Origin of the sequence: Mesonia oceanica, from assembly GCF_902499555.1 — a bacterium.
Taxonomy (GTDB): Bacteria; Bacteroidota; Bacteroidia; order Flavobacteriales; family Flavobacteriaceae; genus Mesonia; species Mesonia oceanica.
In genome coordinates this window covers 353402-374854 of record NZ_CABVMM010000002.1, presented here as the reverse complement: position 1 = coordinate 374854, position 21453 = coordinate 353402, and the positions used below count along the sequence as shown (strand labels likewise).

Here is a 21453-nt window from a genome sequence, read left to right as displayed (position 1 = left end):
TGTTGTGGAAAACCCAGGAACAGACGATGACTTGTGAATAGAAATAAAATTGTATTTTCGAGCAAAAACTAATTTATACGATGGCGGGAAATTCTAATGTGGCAATCTACGGGGCAATTGGTGCCAATCTCTTAATTGCAATCAGTAAATTTACAGCTTCTTTTTTTACAGGAAGTTCAGCAATGCTAGCAGAAGGCATTCATTCCCTGGTAGATACGGGTAATGGATTACTTTTATTGTTGGGGATTAAACGTTCTAAACAAAAACCCACCAAGCTGCATCCCTTTGGCTACGGAAAAGAAGTTTATTTCTGGAGTTTTGTCGTCAGCGTCCTAATTTTTGCCCTCGGTGGTGGATTTGCGATTTACGAAGGGATTCACGCCTTGCAAGATCCACACATTACAGAAGATCCTACATGGAATTATATCGTACTCATCGCCGCTTTAATTTTTGAAGGTACTGCCCTTATCTTGGCTTTAAAAACCTTTAATAAGTCCCGCGCCAAATCTAAAAACTTAATCTCCAGTATTGTTCAAAGTAAAGACGCGGCCACCTTTGCTGTGATCATTGAAGATACTGCGGCTGTGATCGGATTAGCGGTAGCGCTTATTGGCGTAGTGTTATCACAATGGCTACAGAATCCATATATCGATGGAATCGCTTCTATTGCCATTGGTGCAATTTTGTTAACGGTAGCTACTTTCTTGGCCCATGAAAGCAAAGGTTTATTACTGGGAGAAAGTGCTCGTCCGGAAGTATTGCTACAAGTACAAAACATTTTAGAAAACAATGTCCACGTGGTAGAGTTTGGTTTACCGCAGACCATGCATTTTGGTCCGGAAAGTATTTTGCTGATTGTGGAAGTAGATTTAGAGGATAGTCTAGAATTACTAAAAGCCGAACAAGTGATGGAAGGACTTCGAAATCAAATTAAGCAGGAAGTTCCTAAAATCACCCAAGTCTATATCCAGACCACCAATAAGCTATAAGATTTCAAAGGACTATAAAACTTCTAGTTTAGGTTACGAGTTGACTTCAAGACCATCGGTTCATCGGTTACGATTTTGGTATCGAGAATAGGGCTTGAAGCTAGTAATTTACTCTGAGTGCAATGATGCCTCCCCTTCTACTACCTCACCGGAGCTGAGGAATAATTTTCTTCTAAAAAATGTATTAGGGGGTTTTTACCACGATAAAAGAAGCTTTGTAACCGGTAGCTAAATTCCATTCGTTGGAAGTGATCACGTTTCCACTTTCATCCAATACCTGAAATTGTGCGGTATTAGGACCCGATTGTCCTTGGTTAAGGGCTTCTACTTCTATTTTATTGAAACCTTCTTTTAACTTCATATAAATGGTCTTGTAACGAGCTTCCAGGTAAATTTTATCGGCCACCACTTCCCCATCTTGATAAACCCGTACCAAATCACCATCGACGGCTTGATGGTCCCGACAGATAATTTTTATTTCACCGCTTTTGGTTTTAAAATCGCCTAAATATTGGTTCTGCTTATACTCTTCACTCATTTTACGTTCATTTCCCGGCTTTTGAGCGTATTTAGGATTAAAATCAATTTCTGGTTCTATAAAACCTTCATTTTCAGAAATATCTACTTTCTCTTCTTTTTCATCTAAGGTCGCTTGTTCTGGTCGCTTGTAAAAATTGTAATTCCGTTTGCTTAAACTTGGGGCGGTTCGCCGCGTAGAAGTATTGATTTCATTCGAGTTTAATAAATTTCCGCTAGTCGTTGTAGTAGGACTATCAAATTGTGCGTGTACTGAACCAAAGCTAAACACAGCAAGGAGTAATAAAATAATAACTTTCATAAGCTTTTAAGTATAGTTCAAAAATACTAAGAATTAAGTTTTCTTTAATAAACAAGAATCAATAATCTTACCAAAAATAAGCGATTTCATAGGGTGTGTAGAATTTCTACAGTTCACTTTTAACAAAAGTATAAGGTTTTGCAAACTTTTTTTAAGAACCTAAACCCATTACTTCGTTCTTGTAACTAAAAAAAACAAATGATGAAAAAAGTTGTATTGGTATCTACCATTTCTATGAGCCTCTTATTGGGATCGTGTGTTTCTAAAAAGAAATATACAGAACTGGAAACTCAATTGGATAATACGCGGAGTGAATTGATGAAAACTCGTGTAGATAAAGAAGATTGCGAAGATAAGTATGCGCAAATTCAGCAAAAGGTTTCTAATTACTATGCTAAAATCAATTCTTTGCAGGAAGAAAATGATAACAAATTAGAGATGGTTGATAATATCGCTGCGATGTCGGTGAAGAATAAAGAAGCCATGCGTAAAACCTTAGCTAAGGTAGATCCTGAAAAACTAAAAGATGCGAAAACCTTAAGTGACAGTATAGATGTAGCGATTTCGTATAATCTAACCAAATCCCTAAATGAAGGTGAAGACGAAGGAATTGATATTAACGTAGATCAGACCGTCGTACAAATTACCATTTCTGATAAACTATTGTTTAAAAGCGGAAGCTATTGGGTAAGTCCACGTGCTAATGATTTATTGAAAAGAATCGCAAAAGTAGTAAAATCTGAACCTTCGATGGAAGTATTGGTGGAAGGCCATACCGATGACCAAACGATTGTAGAGGATTCTTATTTGGAAGATAACTGGGATTTAAGTGTACGTCGTGCCACTTCTATAGTAAGAGTATTACAAGATAACTATGGAGTGAATGGTGAACAACTGATTGCTTCCGGCCGAAGTAGTTACAAACCTGTTGCCGATAATGAAACCCGAGAAGGGAGAGATAAAAACAGAAGAACCAGAATTATTATCTTACCTAACCTAGATAAGTTCTTGGCCATGCTGGAGTCTAACGGGTAAGTTATTGATTATCTTTTCGTCATTCCGTGTTGGACACGAAATCTCATAGTGACCTGAACATTTTCAAATGACGATAGATAATTTTATCATTGATGAGCACTAGCAAATAACCATCAACAAAAAAGGGAAAGCTTTAATTAGCTTTCCCTTTTTTGTTGATCATTTGAATTTCAAATAAAGATTTCACTCAGTCTGTATTTATAAGGCTTTCTCCTTAAAGCTTATCTGAAGTTTTTGTTCTATTTCTTTTAGCTGTGGAAGTTCATGCGGTAAAATAAGTGCAATAGAAATTCCGGAGTTTCCTCCCCTAGCCGTTCTTCCGCTTCGGTGCGTATAATAGGCTAAAGATTCCGGTAATTGGTAGTGAATCACAAAAGCCAGGTTATTGACATCTATTCCACGTGCGGAAACATCGGTAGAAACTAAAAATTGAAGGCTTTCTTTTTTAAAAGCGCGCATCACTTTTTCACGATCGCGTTGTTGCATATTCCCTTCCAAGGCTTCTACTGAAAAACCTTCGTCTTTTAGGCTTTTTACTAATTTTTGAGCGCCGGCTTTTGTTCTCGTAAAAATGATTCCCCGTTCTTGTTGATGTTGGTCCAATAAATTGATCAATACATCATCTTTATTGGTTCTGGAAACCTGAATATATTGATGGGTAATATTTTTATTGATTAAATCGTTCTTTGGTTCTACCCTTATCGCTTTGGGAGACATGTATTTTTTAATCAACTGATCAAGCTCGGCAGGCATAGTAGCTGAAAACAACCAGGTGTTTTTGGAGTTTCCGGTATATTTTAAAATTTTATCTAAATCTTCTTTAAAGCCCATACTCAGCATCTCGTCGGCTTCATCTAAGACTAGGGTTTTAATGTGTTTTAAATTTACCGCACCACGTTCAATTAAATCTAACAATCTTCCGGGGGTAGCTACGACAATGTGGGTAGGACGCTTTAGGTTATTGATCTGGATTTGGATTTTCTCACCTCCATACACTTCTTCGGTAAATATTTTGCCCTCTACATATTTGGTGAATTTAAACAACTGCTTTTTTATTTGCTGTGCCAATTCTCTTGTGGGAGCCAAAATTAAGGCTTGAATCACCTTATTTTCGATTTCAATGTCCTGTAAAATGGGTAATCCATAAGCGGCAGTTTTACCGGTTCCCGTAGGTGCCTGCCCGATAAAATCGGTATTTTTATTTAATAATTCAGGAATGGTTTCTTCTTGAATTTCAGTAGGGTTAACTATCCCTAATTCATTTAATCCTTTAACGAAGTCTTTATGAATTCCTAATTGTTGAAACGTCTGCATAAGTTTTGTTTTCTTGGCGCAAAGTTACGTTTATAATTGCTAAGGAATGGAATTTTATACCTAATCCTTTAACTTGCTAAAAAAATGATAAAGTCATTGGCTAATTGCCAATTTAATCTTTACTTGAAGCATAATTTAAAAAAATAATATGACCGTGTTAGCAAAAAACGACCGACAACTAATTGTATATTATGATTCAAAAAGTGATTTAGGAAGAAAAGTGAGAGCGCATGCCGAGTCTTCTAACTTAAAAGTACTCCCTATTGACTTATTGGAATCTAACATTACCGGAACAGAATGGGCTGAAATAGCTGAAATGTTAGGCGTTACTGTAGATAAATTAATAGATCAAGATCACCCTATTTTTAAAGAAATGTATGGCGATGATCATGTAGAAGTGGATGAAAATGATGCGATTAAAATTTTGGAAAAACATCCTGAAACCTTGGTATTTCCTATTGGAATAAGAGGCGAACGTGCAGTGCAAGTAAAACAGTCTAATGATTTGAAAGTATTATTTGATGCCGATACCGGGGAAATCCCACAGCCTTAATGATGATTACTGAATCATTGAAAGAAATAAAAAAGCCTGAAAATTTAATTTTCAGGCTTTTTCTTTGAATTAAATGTTAGAAATTTAATTCAGTTTCTCTTTAAAATCGTTGATAATACCACCTTTTAGCAATACCCTAATTTGTCGATCACTCATCGTATGTTTGGTAGGAACCGTCACAGAATCTCCGTTTTCCTTGATAATTTCAACTTCAATAGTATCACGGTTTTTCACCGACGCTCTTAAGTTTTTTAATTTAATCGTATCGCCTTGTTCAAACTTATCGTAATCTTCTAAATTTTCAAATTCTAAAGGAAGAATCCCAAAATTCACTAAATTTTGCCAAGCGATTCTGGCGTAACTTTTCGCAATTACCGCTACTTGTCCTAGGTATTTAGGAGCAATGGCAGCGTGTTCCCTACTCGATCCTTGCGCATAATTTTCAGCAGCGACTACAATATGTCCGCCAAATTTATCTTTTGTTTCCATCGCACGATCGTAGTAAGTTTCATCGATAACGGTAAACGCATATTTACTAATCTCTGGTAGATTACTTCTTAATGGCAATACTTCTGCTCCTGCTTTTAAAATCTCATCGGTAGAAATATTATCACCCATTTTTAATAATACAGGAACTTCTACTGAATCTTTTAATTCTTCGATATGAGGTAGCGATTTAATATTAGGACCTTTTTGTAATTCTACATTTTCATTATCTTCCGGTGGTGCGACCAACATATCGGTATTGATAATATGAATCTCGGGATCTACATATTCCGGATAGTTCATATCATATAGTTTTTCCATATCACGCGGATCGGTAATTTTTCCGGTTAATGCAGAAGCAGCTGCTGTTTCGGGACTACATAAATGGACTTGATCATCTTTGGTTCCACTTCTATCCGGGAAGTTTCTAGGCATGGTTCTTAAACTAATGGTTCCGCTGGCAGGCGCTTGTCCCATCCCTATACATCCCATACAACCACTTTGGTGAAAACGCGCTCCGGCGGTAATTAAATTTCCAAAGGTTTTAATATCAATCATATTCTGAATGATTTGTCGGGAAGTAGGGTTAATATCTAAACTTACTTCAGCATTAACCGCTTTTCCTTTTACGATTTCGCCGGCAATCCAAAAATCACGTAAACCGGGATTTGCAGAAGAACCAATGACACACTGACTTATTTTTTTACCGGCAACTTCGCTTACAGGAACCACATTTCCGGGACTGGTAGGTAACGCAATTAAAGGAACCAAATCATCTAACACAATTTCATCATGCAAATCGTATTCGCATCCTTCATCGGCTTTTAGTTCTATCCAATCCTCTTCACGGGTTTGAGATTTTAAGAAGCGTTTGGTTTCTTCATCACTAGGGAAAACAGTGGTCGTAGCTCCTAACTCTGCTCCCATATTAGCAATAACGTGACGATCCATAGCGCTTAAATGTTTTAGTCCGTCACCATAGTATTCAATAATTTTTCCAACGCCCCCTTTTACATCATGACGGCGTAACATTTCTAAAATAATATCTTTGGCGCTTACCCAATCTGGTAAATTACCTGTTAATTTTACACCCATTACTTTAGGCATTTTCACATAATAAGGCTGTCCCGCAATGGCTGCAGCTACATCTAATCCTCCTGTACCTATGGCAAGCATTCCCAACGAACCGGCAGCACAACTGTGACTATCTGAACCTACTAAGGTTTTTCCGGGTTTTCCAAAGCGTTCCATATGTACTGGGTGACTTACCCCATTACCGGGACGACTAAACCATAAGCCAAATCGCTGAGCGGCAGATTTTAAGAATAAATGGTCGTCGGCGTTTTTAAAGTCGGTTTGCAGTAAATTATGATCTACATATTGAACGGCGACTTCGGTTTTGGCCCTATCTAATCCCATCGCTTCTAATTCTAATTGAACTAAAGTTCCGGTGGCATCCTGTAGTAAAGCTTGATCTATTTTTATACCAATTTCTTTACCGGGAATAAGTTCGCCTTCAATTAAATGATCATTAATGAGTTTTTGGGTGACGTTTAATGCTGCCATTTTGGTTTTTCTTTTTAGTTAATTTTCCCCTTAATTTAAGTATTCCTCACTGGTAATGAATGGCGTTTAACAAGTTTTTAAGCATGTGTACTTTTTGAGGTAAAATCTTCCTAAATCCATATTAAAAATTTAGGATTAAAGTTGGTGAAATCGTATCTTTAAATTGAATTTAAATAATTAACTATGGATACAAATTTTAATTACGTTCACGTTAGTGCGAGCGAGCGATTAGAAGAGTTTACAAAAGAAAAACTTAATAAATTAAAAGAGCGTTTTGACTTTATTGTTAGTGCAGATGTTTATTTTAAAACTGAAAATTCTTCTATAAAAGAAGAAGGTAGAATTGCCGAAATTCAGTTAAGCGTTCCCGGCCCTCAAATTTTTGCTTCGGCAAACCAAGAAAATTTTGATATGGCGGTTAATAAAACAATTTCTGAATTGAAAACTCAGCTTCAAAAGAAAAAGGAAAAGATGCAAACGCATCATTAATATAACCCAACAAAAACAAAAAATCCGCTGAAATATTTTCAGCGGATTTTTTATGGAATAAATATTACTTTCTAATTAATTAGCTTTTTGCTTAGCTTCTTCCTTCATTTCTTCATTGGCTACAATCGCTAACTCTACCCTTCTATTTTTTGCTCTTCCTTCTACGGTAGAATTATCATATTTTGGTTGAGTTTCTCCATACCATTTAGTAGTAAACCTTCCGGCAGATAAACCGTGACTGGTTAAGTAGTTAGTTACTGCCTGAGCTCTTTCTTTTGAAAGTGTCATATTATAACTATCGGCACCGGTGTTATCGGTATGACCTTCTACTAAAACATTGGTGTTTGGATATTCTTGAAAAATACTAATCAATTTGTTTAAAGTTTCTTGAGATTTTTCATTGATGTTGTACTTATTGGTTGCGAAATAAACACCACTATTCTCATCAAAGGTTACGCTAATCCCTTCTCCTACTCTAGTTACTTCAGCACCAGGAACTTCTTCTTCAATTTGCTGCGCTTGCTTATCCATTCTATTTCCAATATAAGCTCCGGCGGCACCACCAACAACTCCACCAATAATTGCTCCTAAAGCAGTATTGTTGCCATCGCCCACATTATTACCGATAACACCACCTATTACAGCACCTCCGGTAGCGCCAATAGCTCCACCTTTTTGTGAATTATTAGCGTTTTTTATAGCATCACAACTTGAAAATACAAGTGATAAAGCCATAATTATCACTAAAGATTTATTTGCCATTTTTTTCATAATATCGTTTTTTAGTTGATTTAGTAATTAGATTTTATAAAGTTCATTCTTATTTTAAACGGTTGTCCTTCGTAAGAAACGGTTTGCTCCCAAACCATGTTATTTTCATTTAAAGAAACTAAGTTTAATTTAAAACCGGTATTTATTTTACGTGCATTTTCTCCTTCTTGTACTGGTTTTAAGGTAAAATCGTAAAGACCGCTATCTGGGGTTTCTTCCCTTACCGCCCATACAAAATTTCGGGTTCCTCCCATACAATCAGCACCGCTGAGCGTGTAGGTTCCTTTATTGTTGTTGTTGATAAAATTCCAAGAAGAGTTTCTAAAACAATTAGAAGAAGCATCCTGAAATAGAGTAACATCTACAAATCCTGAACTGTTGGGATAGGTAATATCGGTAAGCGTCCAATCTCCCGTGAAAGTACGTTCAGCTTGTCTTTCAATTTTTGTAGTACCGCAAGCAACAAGAAGTAGACATAGGGCAACTACGGAAAAAACTTTTTTCATAATTTAAAAATGATTGGTTATAAAATAGTTTATATAATCGCTATCAAAATTAAATCCAGCTTCATTCTTTCAGATAATAATTAAGAATGTTTAACTATAAATTGTTAAAATTTAGCTAAGAACTTAATAGTCTAAAAGTTCTTGAATAGTACTATCAATACGATTTTTGGCTAAATATTCTTTTTCTAAATTCGCAGCAAAAGGAATGGGTGTTGGTAAACTGGCCACTCTTTTAATAGGCGCATCTAGAAATTCAAAACAGTGTTCTGAAATTAATGCGGAGATATCAGACATAATTCCTCCAAACATCGAGTCTTCCTGAAGCAACAAAACTTTTCCTGTTCTTTTTACCGAATTAAAAATGGCTTCTTCATCTAAAGGTTGAAGCGTTCTTAAATCCAACACATCGGCATCGATTTCCGGATGATCTTCCAAGTAATCTAATATCCAATGTACACCGGCTCCATAAGTGATTATACTTACCGCCTTTCCTTCTCTTAAATGAGCTGCCTTACCTAGAGGAAGGGTAAAATAGTCTACCGAAACTTCTTGGCGAATACTTCTATACAATGCTTTATGTTCAAAAAATAAAACCGGATTGGGATCTTCAATGGAGGCTGTCAATAATCCTTTAGCATCTTGAGGAAAAGCAGGATAAACTACTTTTAGTCCAGGAGTTTTGGTAAACCAAGCTTCATTGGTTTGACTGTGAAATGGCCCCGCTCCTACTCCTGCGCCGCAAGGCATTCTAACAACAACATCCGCTTGTTGGTTCCAGCGGTAATGAACTTTAGCTAAATAATTGACAATCGGATTAAATCCGCTAGAAACAAAATCACTAAACTGCATTTCGACGACCGATTTTATTCCGTTAATGGATAGTCCCATGGCAGCAGAAATTATTCCTGATTCACAGATAGGTGTATTTCTTATACGGTCTTTGCCAAACTCATCTACAAAACCTTCGGTAATTTTAAAAACACCACCATAATCGGCAATATCTTGTCCCATCACGACCAGCTTATCGTATTTTTGCAGTGATTGTTTTAAGCCTTCACTAATGGCATCAATTAAACGTATTTCCTTTTTAATGGAAGTTGGTTTTGTTTCGTTAAAACTAAAAGGCGCATAAACATCTTTTAATTCTGCTTCCAAAGTAGAAACAATCGCCTCTTCAGCATTAGCCATCTTTAAATGCTCATTGATTTCTTTTTTGATGGATTTTCTGAATTTTAAATCTTCTTCCTCGGTTAAGACTTCGGTTTCCAGTAGGTATTTCTGAAAGTTGGTTATTGGATCTTTCTTTTCCCAAGTATCCATCAATTCTTGGGGAACATATTTAGTACCACTCGCTTCTTCGTGACCCCGCATTCTAAAGGTTTTAAACTCTAGAAGAATAGGTCTAGGGTTTTCCCGAACGCTTTCGGCAATTTCATTTACTTTTTGGTAAACCTCCAAAATATTATTTCCGTCTATGATATGCGCTTCCATTCCGTAACCTTTCCCGCGATCAGCAATATGTTCACAGAAGTATTGTTCATTGGTCGGTGTGGAAAGTCCATAACCATTATTTTCAATACAAAACAGGACTGGTAATTGCCATACGGAAGCGATATTTAAGGCTTCATGAAAGTCTCCTTCACTGGTCCCTCCTTCTCCTGAAAACACAGCCGTTACTTTTTGTTCGTTCCTCAGTTTATCGGCTAGGGCAATTCCATCGGCCACGCCTAATTGCGGACCCAAATGCGAAATCATTCCTACAATTTTAAACTCCTGCGTTCCAAAGTGAAAACTTCGATCTCTTCCTTTAGTAAAACCACTTTTTTTTCCTTGCCATTGAGAGAATAACCGATGCAACGGAATATTTCTGGAAGTAAAGACTCCTAAATTTCGGTGCATGGGCAAAATATATTCATCATCTTTTAAAGCTGAAGTTACTCCCACTGAAATAGCTTCTTGGCCAATGCCGCTAAACCATTTGGAGATTTTACCTTGCCGAAGTAAAACCAGCATTTTTTCTTCAATTAAACGTGGTTTTAATAATCGTTTATAAAGTTCTAATTGTAAGTCTTTTGAAATAGGAAAGCTGCTGAAATTTAATACTGAATCTTGAGTGGTGGTTACCAATTTCATAAATTTTAGAAATGTTTTTTATCAAAATTATAATAATATCCTTAAACATTCCTATTTCTATATAGTTTTTTATCGACACAATTACACATAGACTTTGTATTTAATTCCTTATTCAGGTACTTAGCAATATCTATACTCATTTTTTCAGGATGATGAATAACTTCTTTATAATCCACATATTTAATCGAGACATTTGGATGTTGCTTTTCAAATAGTTTTATCTTTTCAAGCTCTCTTTTATAGGAATTAAAAAGAGTTACCGGTAATGTTTTGATGTCTTTATGTAACATCACCTGTTGGGAAGTAATAATTTCTTCTAAATCCCGTGTCATAAATAGAATTCTGTATCGGTATTTAGGATGTAAAAACTTTAGCAATGGAGCCACAATTTTTACCGATCTATTCTGTGCCTTGTCTAGCCACGAATTATCTCTAGCCAACGACTTGACTGGTTCATACTCAAAATAGCCTTTAGGATTGGAATGATCTGCTTTTCTCTTTTCATCAATTAGTGGGTCTATTCCGCCCGCCACAAGCATTTGCATCATTAACGAGGTTCCAGATCTTGGTAATCCTGAAACCACGACAATTTCGTTATCAAAAACTTGAGGAGAACTTTCTTGTGAATCATTGCTTGATTGAAATTCTATATTTTCAATAGCTTGCTCTGCTTTATACATTTTCGGTTGAAGCATGTTAGCCGTTTCAAAAGCAATTTTTGCATTTTCATCATCGCCTAATTTTTCTAAACATCTTCCTAACATATAATGAGCTTCCGGAAAATACCTCACTAACTCAATACTTGTTAGGGCATGATCGGCTGCCTCTTCATATTCTTCTAGCTGAAAATAGGTTTTAGCCATTCCGTTGTGTAGTTTGGCATTGTCCGGTTCTATGGTTAATCCCTTTTCGTAAGCTTTTAATGCCAAAGGAAGCTTGTCTATATTAAAATAGACATTTCCCAGCTCTAATGATATGGCTGAACTTTTTGTATTTTTTTGTTCAACTTGTTCGAGTAGTTGAATAGCTGTATTGATTTTACCTTTTGAAAGTAAAATCTTGGCCTCTACCAGGCTTGTATTTACTTTAAATTTTTGGTCTAGTGATCTTAGCGTAAGCATGTACTCTTCGGCTTTAGCAAAATCTTCTTGCTCCATACTGATGGTCATAAGATCCATATAAAAAGGAATTAAATCAATCTTTTCATCCTTGATTTCAATAAGTTCCAATAGAATTTTCTTGGAGTTTTCAAAATCTTTTTTGCCCATATAAACCCTAGCCAAATTATGCTTAATATCACATTTGGTTTTAAAAATAGCGGTTTCAATTTTAGCATCGGGTTTTTCAATATAGCCTAACTCCATCAGTTGTTCCATCGTATCTTGATCTGATAAAGCATCTTCTCCAGAAATGGAAGTATGGGTTGCAAAATCTCCATTCACATTTTCCCAACTTTCTATATACTTAGGTTTTTTAGGCTTTTCAAAAATCTCTAACATCGGCTTACCGTCCATATCTTTCCCAATGGGTAAACCATAATAATGAAGGATGGTGGGAGCTACATCTATTAAACTCAAACCATACACTTTTTCATTCTTTTTTATACCGGGACCGGAAGCCACAAACATTCCAAACCTCCGATGTTCTAAAGCAGGAGCTGCGGGATATTTAGGCATTTTTAAAATTCTCTTAGTAGAAGATTCATAGCCGTGATCTGACATGACAATAATCGACGTGTTCTTATCGGCCAAGTCCATCATTCGTTCTAGCATCATATCTTGAAAACGATATGCACTAACAATTACTTGGTTATAATATTCGTAAAGTTTCTGAGGAACTTGCGGGAGTTTAGGAGGATGAAATTTCATAAAGCCATGGCAAAAATGATCGATCATATCATAATAAACTGCCATAAAATCCCATTCGGTGGTTCGCATAAGTCGAGTCGCAGCAGCATGCACCGAAGTGTTTTCTGCCAACACTTTCGCAAATGCGTTTAAACGTTTTTTAGTAGGCTCATCCTTCATATCCAATTGAGCAGCTTTAGGAATAAAAGGAAGAATATGGGCTTCTGTAATTTCATCAGGAAAAAAGCGGAGTTCTTTTAACTCTTTGGCCATTTTTTGAGGAAATACAGTACCTTCCGGTAAATCCTGATTTCTTAGATTGGCTTTAAGGTTTTTTTGAAATTTATCTGAAACTACTACTCCGTTAATAGGCTCTGCCGGAAAACTGGGCCACCATCCTACGATATTACTTTTTAAGCCTTCGTGATGAAAGATATTCCATAATGCTTTACTTTTTCTGGAAGTTACCGTAACAGGCCTAATGGCTTGTTTTTCTGGGTGAAGTTCTATAAAACCAAGAACTCCATGTTTGTCGGGAGTTTTTCCAGTAGCAACTGTAGACCAAAGCATAGGTGAATATGGAGGATTCATGGTGCTCATATTTCCATACACTCCCTTATCTATAAGCTTTTTTAAGGCTGGCATTTGCCCTTTTGCTATTAATGGACCAATTATTTTCCAATCAGCTGCATCCCAACCAATTAATAAGAGCTTATTTTTTTTCATGGTTTCGCTTATCTTTTAATTTTTCATCCCTTACTTTACGCCACTTTATCAACCCTACATCACCTAAAGCAAGAATTCCCAGCGAACCCTTCATTGTGATTTTGTAACTTTTTCCATTCATACATTTAAATTGATAATCTAAATTAACATAATTTAATAAGATTATTGTAATTTTAATAAAACTTATCTCTTTATGTTATGAAAAAAAATTACTCCAACAAACTCTCGAAACGCTTAGGGCAATATGGCTCTTTAGCCGTGGCACTTACCGGATTAAGTGAGGCTAATAGTCAAGTTATTTATACTGATGTGAATCCGGATTATTCCGGTAGTCTAGGAAGTTCTTATGCTATTGACTTTGATAACGATGGTGTGGATGATATTATCTTGCAAAATAGTGTGAGTAGTTCTCAATCGTATTACTTTAGTTCTTTTATAAGAGCCTTATACGCAAACCCACAAGGTGATAATGAAGTTTTAGGGAGTGGTTCTGGTGGTTTTACCTATCCCTACGCCTTAAATTCCGGAAATATGATTAGTTCCAATGCTGATGGGGTTTTTTTTAATAACTCCAATACCAATTCTTTAAACTGGAATTATGGGTTTTCTTACTTTGGATATACCTATTCTGTGAATGATGGAAATTGGGTAGGAGTCACTGATAAATATCTAGGGGTAAAATTCGATATTAGTGGAGAAACCCATTATGGTTGGGTAAGACTCGATGTAAATGAAGATTCTTCTTTTATTGTAAAAGATTTTGCGTATGAGGCCACTCCTAATACAGGAATATTAGCCGGAGATCAAGGAGAAGATATTTCTTGTGCTGCTCCTACTGCTCTTACTGTTGATAATGTCACAGAGAATACTGTAACTTTTTCTTGGACAGCTTCCCCGGATGAAACCGATGGCTATGATTGGGCGTTATTTGCTGAAGGAGCCAATATTGATACCGATACGCCTATTACTACCGGATCTGTAGGAACAGGTATGCTGAATGCTACTGTTGAAGGATTGGATCCAGAAACAGCATATGATATTTATGTGCAGACTAAGTGTACTTCCGAGACTTCCAGTGATTGGGAAGGACCACAAACTTTTACTACAGAGACCATACCTTGTGCCGCTCCTACGGCCTTGACGGTTGATACTATTACCGAGAATAGTGTGACTTTTTCTTGGACAGCTTCCCCGGATGAAACCGACGGCTATGACTGGGCGGTATTTGCTGAAGGAGCCAATATTGATACCGATACGCCTATTGCTACCGGATCTGTAGGAACAGGTATGCTGAATGCTACTGTTGAAGGATTGGATCCAGAAACAGCATATGATATTTATGTGCAGACTAAGTGTACTTCCGAGACTTCCAGTGATTGGGAAGAACCACAAACTTTTACTACAGAGACCATACCTTGTGCCGCTCCTACGGCCTTGACGGTTGATACTATTACCGAGAATAGTGTGACTTTTTCTTGGACAGCTTCCCCAGATGAAACCGACGGCTATGACTGGGCGGTATTTGCTGAAGGAGCCAATATTGATACCGATACGCCTATTGCTACCGGATCTGTAGGAACAGGTATGCTGAATGCTACTGTTGAAGGATTGGATCCAGAAACAACTTATGACATCTACGTACAGACTATGTGTACTTCCGAAACTTCCAGTGATTGGGAAGGACCACAAACTTTTACTACGGATAATTTATCTACTCGGAATTTTGAAAGTCTAGATGATTTAAGTCTTTATCCTAATCCGGTTTCTTCAATTTTAACTATTGAATCTAAAAACAGTATTACAGCCATAGAGATTTATAATTTATTAGGACAAAAAGTTTATCAAGTTCAGGTAAATAAAATTAATCCGGAATTAGATATGAGCTTATTGGAAAAAGGGACCTATTTCATTAAAGTTTACAAAAATAAGATCTGTAAAAATTTTAAAATAATTAAAGAATAATTCACTTGAATTTATTTTAACTAAAAAGAGCTTACCATTCGTAAGCTCTTTTTATATTTTGATTAACACATTAAATTGAATATAATTAGTTAATTTTGTTTTACTTCAAAATATAAACTATGTCAGTTAATAATATACCCAGTGTAGATCTTGCCGACTTCTTATCTAAAGATCCTAAACGAAAGCAAAAATTTGTTGATAAAATAGGAAAAGCTTACGAAGAGATAGGCTTTGTGTCCTTGAAGAATCATTTTTTAAGCGATGATTTAGTAGAAGAGCTTTATAAAGAAGTAAAAGCTTTTTTTGATTTACCGGTGGAAATAAAACAAAAATATGAGATTGAAGGCCTAGGTGGTCAACGAGGTTATATTTCTTTTGGTAAAGAACATGCCAAAGGTAAAAAGGAAGGGGATTTAAAAGAATTTTGGCACTTTGGTCAAGAACCGGATGAAGATGCTAAACTTACCGAAGAATATCCTAAAAATGTAAAAGTTGAAGAATTAAAAGACTTTAACCATACCGGAATGGAAGCTTATCGAATGCTTGAAAAAACCGGAATTTATGTGTTAAGAGCTTTGGCGCTGTATATTGGGTTAGAAGAACATTATTTTGACCATTGGGCAAGTAATGGCAACAGTATTTTAAGGCCTATTCACTACCCTCCTATTACCGAGGAACCCAAAGGTGCAGTAAGGGCCGGAGCCCATGGCGATATTAATTTAATTACCCTGTTAATGGGTGCTTCTACCGGTGGACTTCAGGTTTTAAGAAAAGATGGGGAATGGATCGATGCCAAGCCGGCTGAAGATGAATTGGTCATAAATGTGGGCGATATGTTGGAGCGCCATACCAATAATAAACTGCGTTCTACCATTCATCGTGTAGTAAATCCACCCAAAGAACAATGGAGTGAACCTCGTTATTCAATTCCTTTCTTTATGCATCCTAGAAGTGATATGCGCTTAGATTGTTTAGAAGAATGTATCGATGAAAATCATCCTAAACAATACGAAGATATTACCGCTGGAGAATTTTTACATCAGCGTTTAGTGGAAATTGGATTAATTAAAGAAAACAACTAATCTAATGGATTTACAAGACCAACTCAAAAATTTATTTCCCGATCACGAACCCGAAGAAAGTCCGGAAGAAGAACCACAAGACGATCTTTGGCTTCAGGACGACCCTCTAATTTGTAAATACGAAAAACGAAAAGGAAAGCCTATTACCATTATTGAAGGCTATACGGGTGCCGATGATGATTTTAAAAAACTGGCCAAAGAAATTAAAACTACTTTAGGTGTTGGAGGAAGCTTCAAAAATGAAAAGATTATTATACAAGGAGATTATCGTCCTCAAATTATGGAAATGCTTCAAGATAAAGGTTTTCAAGTAAAACGCGTTGGCGGATAAATTATGACAAATAAAATGCTTCATATTACAAACGGTGATAGCCTAACCGATAAAATGAGCCGACTTAACCTTCCCGGTGAAGTGGTGATTTGGCGAGAAATGCTTTGCGAAGGACAAACCGTTCAAGAGGTAGGAAGTCAAGAATTTATAGCTAAAAGAAAAGAGTTTCTAGAAACTTGTTATGATATTCCTGCTTCTGATTATGACATTAAATTTGTTTCAGAATTAGAAAAATTAGCTCAAGCTAAAGATTATGAGGAGATTATTCTTTGGTTTGAGTTCGATTTGTTTTGCCATATTAATATGATATCGGCCATTTCATTTTTATTCCAACAAAATATCCACAAGCCCATTTATCTGGTGTGCAGCAAACGGTTAAAAGGAGAAGAAAAACTGCAGGGTTTATCACAATTAAGTGATAAAGAACTGCTCAACCATTTTAACCATAAAATTTTGTTGAACGAAGACGATTTAGAATTAGCTGAATTGGTTTGGAAATTATATTGCGGAAATAATCCACTTCGTTTAAAACCGGAAATTAAAAAGACTTCCAATTTTGAATACCTATCCAGTTGTTTACGCGCCCATATAGAACGCTTTCCTAATGTGAAATCAGGATTAAATTCTTTAGAAGCCAATCTTTTAAAAATTATCACTTCCCATACCATTAGCAGCCACAATCAACTTTTAGGGTATTCGCTTGAATACCAAGGGTATTATGGTTATGGAGATATACAAATGCTTCGGATTATCGATAACCTGAAGTCATTTATTTATTTGGATAATCAAAAATATTCCCTTACTGAAGAAGGTAAGTTGGCCCTCAACAAATCACAAAACTTTTATCAAGAGCTAAAGGATGATTTATATTACGGTGGCGCCAGAAAATATGACTTTCTTTACGATCATGAGTCGCATCACTTATTAAAATTATAAAAATGCCCATTAAGGAATCTGAATTAGTATTGAATGAAGATGGCAGCATTTACCACCTTCACCTCCTTCCCCATCAACTTGCCGATCTTATTATTACCGTTGGAGATCCTGAACGTGTGGAAAAGGTTACTCAGTATTTTGATGATATTGAAGTAAACGTTAGAAAACGGGAATTTCACACGCAAACCGGAACTTATCAAGGCAAAAGAATAAGTGTGATTTCCACAGGAATCGGTACCGATAATATTGATATTGTTTTTAACGAACTTGATGCGTTGGCCAATATCGATCTAGAAAAAAGGGAAGTAAAAAAGAACTTGAAACAATTACAGATTATAAGAGTAGGAACCTCCGGAGCAATTCAAGAAGATATTCCTATGAACTCCTTGGTGGCTACACAAACTGCAATTGGTTTTGATAGCTTATTGCATTTTTATAAAAGTGAAAGTATTCAAGAACTAGAAATCGCCAAAGAAGTAGAACATCAATTGGCATTAGCTGACTTTAAGGCCAAACCTTATGTAGTAAATAGCTCAGCAGAATTACTTGATCATTTTACCCAAAGTGGAGAAATTTCTAAAGGAATTACTGCCACCAATGTCGGTTTTTACGCTCCGCAAGGCCGGGTATTACGTGCACCGCTTCAAGATGAAAATTTTATGCAAAAGCTCACTCAATTCAATTATAAAAATCTTCGGGTGACTAATTTAGAAATGGAAACCAGCGGTATTTATGGAATGGCTAAGTTATTTGGGCACCAAGCCTTGTCTTTAAATGCGATTTTAGCCAATAGGTTAACGGGAGAATTCAGTAAAAACCCGGGAGAAATCGTGGATCAACTCATCAAATTCACCCTAAAAAAAATAGTCACACTCTAAGTTTTTTATTTAACAGAACTTTAAAAATAGCTACGCAGGGTAATTTGTAGTTTTAGAAAAATTTTATTGATGACAGAAACTCCAGATAAAAGGTTTCAACATAGAGATATAGATTGGCTTAATTTTAATAAGCGTGTTTTACAAGAAGCCGCAGATAAAAGCAACCCTGTATTGGAACGCTTAAGGTTTTTGGCTATTTTTTCTTCTAACTTAGATGAATACTATCGGGTACGGGTTTCTCAACTTCGGCAAATCAAAAAAATCAAAAAAAGTTTACGTAAAAAGCTTGCTCTAAAGCCCAGTAAAAAGGTCAAGCAGATTATAAAAGACGTAAAAGAACAACAAATAGAGTTTGGTGAAATTTTTAAACATGAAATTTTACCTGAATTAGCTGAAAACCATATTCATCTTATTCAGCATAAAGATTTTACCAAAAATCAATTAACTGAAGCTCAGGATATTTATCAAGCTAAAATTAAAGATTTACTTGAACCACAATTAGTAGATTTTGATAAGAAGAATCAGTTATTTCTAGAAAACAATACCATCTATTTTTTTATTGCTTTTGAGAATGAAGAAGAAGCCGGAGTGGTGAATATACCGGTAAATCAAGTAGGAAGGTTTATCGAATTAAAAAATTCTGGTGAAGAACATTACATCACTTTTGTAGACGATATTATCCGGGCAGAAATCCACGAAGTTTTTCCCCAACGAAAAGTAGAAGGAATCTATCAGGTAAAAATGTCCAGGGATGCTGAATTATATATTGATGATCAATTTAATGGAGTTCTCGCTGAAAAAATTTATGAATCTTTAGAGCAACGTACCGATGGACAACCTACCAGATTACTGTACGATGCTGAAATGCCTAAAGAGCTTCAGAAAAAACTAAGAAAACATTTAGGCTTAGGGAAAATAGATATGATGCCGGGCGGAAAGTATCATAATTTTAGTGACTTTTTCTCCTTTCCCGATCCCACTGATAACCCGAAACTGCAATACGAAGCACTTATACCTATTCTGCATAAAGCTTTTGAAAGTGAAGAAGATTATTTCAAAATCATTAAAGAAAAAGATCAATTGCTTCATTTTCCATATATGTCTTTTTCTTATGTTGAAAATTTTATAGAACAAGCTGCAGAAGATGATGACGTTGTTGCTATTAAAATCTCCTTATATCGTGTAGCCGATGAATCTGCCTTAACCAGCTCCCTTTTAAAAGCCTTAGAGAAAGGCAAAGAAGTTACGGTTTTCATTGAAGCTAAAGCTCGATTTGACGAAGAAAACAATATTACTTGGGGACGAAAATTTGAAGAAAAAGGAGCGAATGTTATTTATAGCTATCCTAAAATAAAAGTCCACTCCAAAATATTTTTAATCGATAGGATTGAAAATGGAGAAAGTATAAAATACGCTTACGTAGGTACTGGAAATTTTAATGCTGAAACCAGTAAAATTTATTGCGATCACGCTTTATTTACTGCCCATAAAAAAATCACCAAAGAATTAGATCGGGTTTTTAAGGTTTTAGAAGGTGAATTAATCATCCCTAGGGCCAAAAACCTATTGGTCTCCCCTTTTGAAACACGCAGAGAATTCACCCAAATGATTTTAAAAGAAATCGACGAGGCTCAAGCCGGAAGGGAAGCCAAGATTACCGCAAAAATGAATAGTCTTGAGGATGAAGAAATGATAGATTTGTTATATCGTGCCAATAAGAGCGGAGTTAAAATTCGACTTTTAGTACGTGGTTTCACCTCTTTAATTGCGGGAGTTAAAGGCTTAAGCGAAAATATCTACATTACCAGTATCTTAGATAGATTTTTAGAACACGGAAGAATTTATATTTTCCATAATGGCGGGGAAGAACGCATATTTATGGGAAGTGCCGATTGGATGAACCGTAATTTAAACCGTCGTATCGAAGTTCTGGCACCTATTTTTGATGAAGATATTAAGCAAGAATTAAAAGAAATTTTACAAATTCAATTAGACGATAACGTAAAAGCAAGAGTCCAAGACTATACGCAGAAGAATGAATACGTAGCACACGATCCTGCACATCCTATTCGTTCTCAATATGAAATATACAATTACTTAAAGAAAAAACATTCTTAATGAAGAAGATTAAAGTTGGTGGCGTACCTGAACATTTCAATTACCCCTGGCATATTGCAATTGAAGAAAAACTTTTTGAAAAAGAAGGACTAGAAGTAGAATGGATAGATTTTTATGGCGGAACAGGCGAACTATCCCAAGCTTTAAAAAATAACGACATAGATATCGCTTTAATGCTTACAGAAGGCATTGTGAAGGAGATTATTGAGGGGAGCGATTTTAAAATTCTACAAAATTATATTGCAAGTCCGCTAATTTGGGGGATTCATGTGGCTGCAAATTCTTCCTATAAAAGCATTTCAGATTTAGAAAATACCAAAGCAGCCATAAGCCGTTACGGTTCTGGTTCTCATTTACTTGCTTATATCAATGCTAAAAATCAAGGTTGGAACACGCAAGAACTGGATTTTGAAGTGGTAAATGATTTATCGGGAGCGGTAAAAGCATTACCTGATGATGATGCTCAATATTTTATGTGGGAACATTTTACCACTAAACCTTTAGTAGATAATGGTACGTTTAGAAGAGTTGGGGATTGTCCCAGTCCGTGGCCGTGTTTTGTTATTGCAGCAACCGATAGTTTTTATAAATCAAATAAAAACGAAGTTAAAAAAATACTTTCTACCTTAAATTCGGTAACAGAAAACTTCAAAGATACCCATCAACTAACTGAAATTTTAGCTAAAAAGTACCAACAGAAAGAAAAAGATGTAGCACTTTGGCTTGAAAAAACAGAATGGTCACAAAATCAAATAAAAGAAGAAACCATAAAGGAAACTCAAAATCAATTATTTAACTTAAACTTAATTAATAAAAAACTTGATTTTAAAGATTTCATTGTAAAATCTTAATGAAATCTAAATTTTTTACGCAACCTTTGCGTTATCATTGTA

18 protein-coding genes are annotated in these 21453 nt (G+C 35.8%); 11 read left to right on the top strand and 7 right to left on the bottom strand.

Translation table 11 applies throughout. The annotated features are described in order from the left end of the window. The first annotated feature begins 80 nt into the window (after positions 1-80). A complete protein-coding gene (locus FVB9532_RS03620; RefSeq protein ID WP_150543840.1) occupies positions 81-989 on the top strand; it encodes a cation diffusion facilitator family transporter in 909 nt (302 codons plus the stop codon). Between the two features lie 184 nt (positions 990-1173). On the opposite strand, the gene FVB9532_RS03615 is transcribed toward FVB9532_RS03620, so the two are convergent. Further along, complete coding sequence (locus FVB9532_RS03615) at positions 1174-1827, bottom strand: hypothetical protein (RefSeq protein WP_150543839.1); 654 nt, start codon at positions 1825-1827, stop codon at positions 1174-1176. Between the two features lie 198 nt (positions 1828-2025). Between FVB9532_RS03615 and FVB9532_RS03610 the strand changes: the two genes are divergently transcribed. Further along, complete coding sequence (locus FVB9532_RS03610; RefSeq protein WP_317132282.1) at positions 2026-2862, top strand: OmpA/MotB family protein; 837 nt, start codon at positions 2026-2028, stop codon at positions 2860-2862. 198 nt (positions 2863-3060) lie between these two features. On the opposite strand, the gene FVB9532_RS03605 is transcribed toward FVB9532_RS03610, so the two are convergent. After that, a complete protein-coding gene (locus FVB9532_RS03605; RefSeq protein ID WP_150543838.1) occupies positions 3061-4176 on the bottom strand; it encodes a DEAD/DEAH box helicase in 1116 nt (371 codons plus the stop codon). A gap of 148 nt (positions 4177-4324) precedes the next feature. On the opposite strand from FVB9532_RS03605, the gene FVB9532_RS03600 reads away from it, so the two are divergent. After that, the gene (locus FVB9532_RS03600; protein ID WP_150543837.1) at positions 4325-4729 is read left to right on the top strand and encodes an arsenate reductase family protein; all 405 of its coding nucleotides are present in this window, start codon (positions 4325-4327) and stop codon (positions 4727-4729) included. A gap of 84 nt (positions 4730-4813) precedes the next feature. Here the strand turns inward: FVB9532_RS03600 and FVB9532_RS03595 are convergent, their stop codons facing one another. After that, complete coding sequence (locus tag FVB9532_RS03595) at positions 4814-6781, bottom strand: aconitate hydratase (RefSeq protein ID WP_150543836.1); 1968 nt, start codon at positions 6779-6781, stop codon at positions 4814-4816. A 183-nt stretch (positions 6782-6964) separates the two neighbouring features. On the opposite strand from FVB9532_RS03595, the gene hpf reads away from it, so the two are divergent. Beyond that, a complete protein-coding gene (hpf, locus tag FVB9532_RS03590; protein ID WP_150543835.1) occupies positions 6965-7270 on the top strand; it encodes a ribosome hibernation-promoting factor, HPF/YfiA family in 306 nt (101 codons plus the stop codon). 75 nt (positions 7271-7345) lie between these two features. On the opposite strand, the gene FVB9532_RS03585 is transcribed toward hpf, so the two are convergent. The 4 genes from FVB9532_RS03585 to FVB9532_RS03570 form a co-directional block, all read right to left on the bottom strand. Beyond that, complete coding sequence (locus FVB9532_RS03585) at positions 7346-8041, bottom strand: YiaD family glycine zipper/OmpA-like lipoprotein (protein ID WP_150543834.1); 696 nt, start codon at positions 8039-8041, stop codon at positions 7346-7348. A 20-nt stretch (positions 8042-8061) separates the two neighbouring features. Then, positions 8062-8547 (bottom strand): lipocalin family protein, encoded by a 486-nt coding sequence (locus FVB9532_RS03580; protein ID WP_150543833.1) that lies wholly within the window; start codon positions 8545-8547, stop codon positions 8062-8064. 123 nt (positions 8548-8670) lie between these two features. Next, the gene (locus FVB9532_RS03575; RefSeq protein ID WP_150543832.1) at positions 8671-10680 is read right to left on the bottom strand and encodes an alpha-ketoacid dehydrogenase subunit alpha/beta; all 2010 of its coding nucleotides are present in this window, start codon (positions 10678-10680) and stop codon (positions 8671-8673) included. A gap of 41 nt (positions 10681-10721) precedes the next feature. Continuing rightward, a complete protein-coding gene (locus FVB9532_RS03570) occupies positions 10722-13253 on the bottom strand; it encodes an alkaline phosphatase family protein (RefSeq protein ID WP_150543831.1) in 2532 nt (843 codons plus the stop codon). A 198-nt stretch (positions 13254-13451) separates the two neighbouring features. Between FVB9532_RS03570 and FVB9532_RS03565 the strand changes: the two genes are divergently transcribed. From FVB9532_RS03565 to FVB9532_RS03535, 7 genes are all read left to right on the top strand, one after another. Beyond that, positions 13452-15215: a fibronectin type III domain-containing protein gene (locus tag FVB9532_RS03565; protein ID WP_150543830.1), complete on the top strand. Its 1764-nt coding sequence runs from the start codon at positions 13452-13454 to the stop codon at positions 15213-15215. Positions 15216-15334: 119 nt separating this feature from the next. Continuing rightward, positions 15335-16297, top strand: coding sequence for an isopenicillin N synthase family dioxygenase (locus FVB9532_RS03560; protein WP_150543829.1), 963 nt, complete (start codon positions 15335-15337; stop codon positions 16295-16297). Positions 16298-16301: 4 nt separating this feature from the next. Next, a complete protein-coding gene (locus FVB9532_RS03555) occupies positions 16302-16628 on the top strand; it encodes a translation initiation factor (protein WP_150543828.1) in 327 nt (108 codons plus the stop codon). 15 nt (positions 16629-16643) lie between these two features. Then, positions 16644-17564 carry a DUF1835 domain-containing protein gene (locus tag FVB9532_RS03550; RefSeq protein WP_228482247.1) on the top strand — a complete coding sequence of 307 codons (921 nt, stop codon included), beginning with the start codon at positions 16644-16646 and terminating at the stop codon, positions 17562-17564. A gap of 2 nt (positions 17565-17566) precedes the next feature. Then, a complete protein-coding gene (locus tag FVB9532_RS03545) occupies positions 17567-18442 on the top strand; it encodes a nucleoside phosphorylase (RefSeq protein ID WP_150543826.1) in 876 nt (291 codons plus the stop codon). 69 nt (positions 18443-18511) lie between these two features. Next, entirely contained in the window at positions 18512-20560 is a 2049-nt protein-coding gene (ppk1, locus tag FVB9532_RS03540; RefSeq protein ID WP_150543825.1) for a polyphosphate kinase 1, read from the top strand. Continuing rightward, positions 20560-21411 (top strand): substrate-binding domain-containing protein, encoded by an 852-nt coding sequence (locus tag FVB9532_RS03535; protein ID WP_150543824.1) that lies wholly within the window; start codon positions 20560-20562, stop codon positions 21409-21411. Before ppk1 ends, FVB9532_RS03535 begins: the two co-directional genes overlap by 1 nt. The last annotated feature ends 42 nt before the right edge of the window (positions 21412-21453 follow it).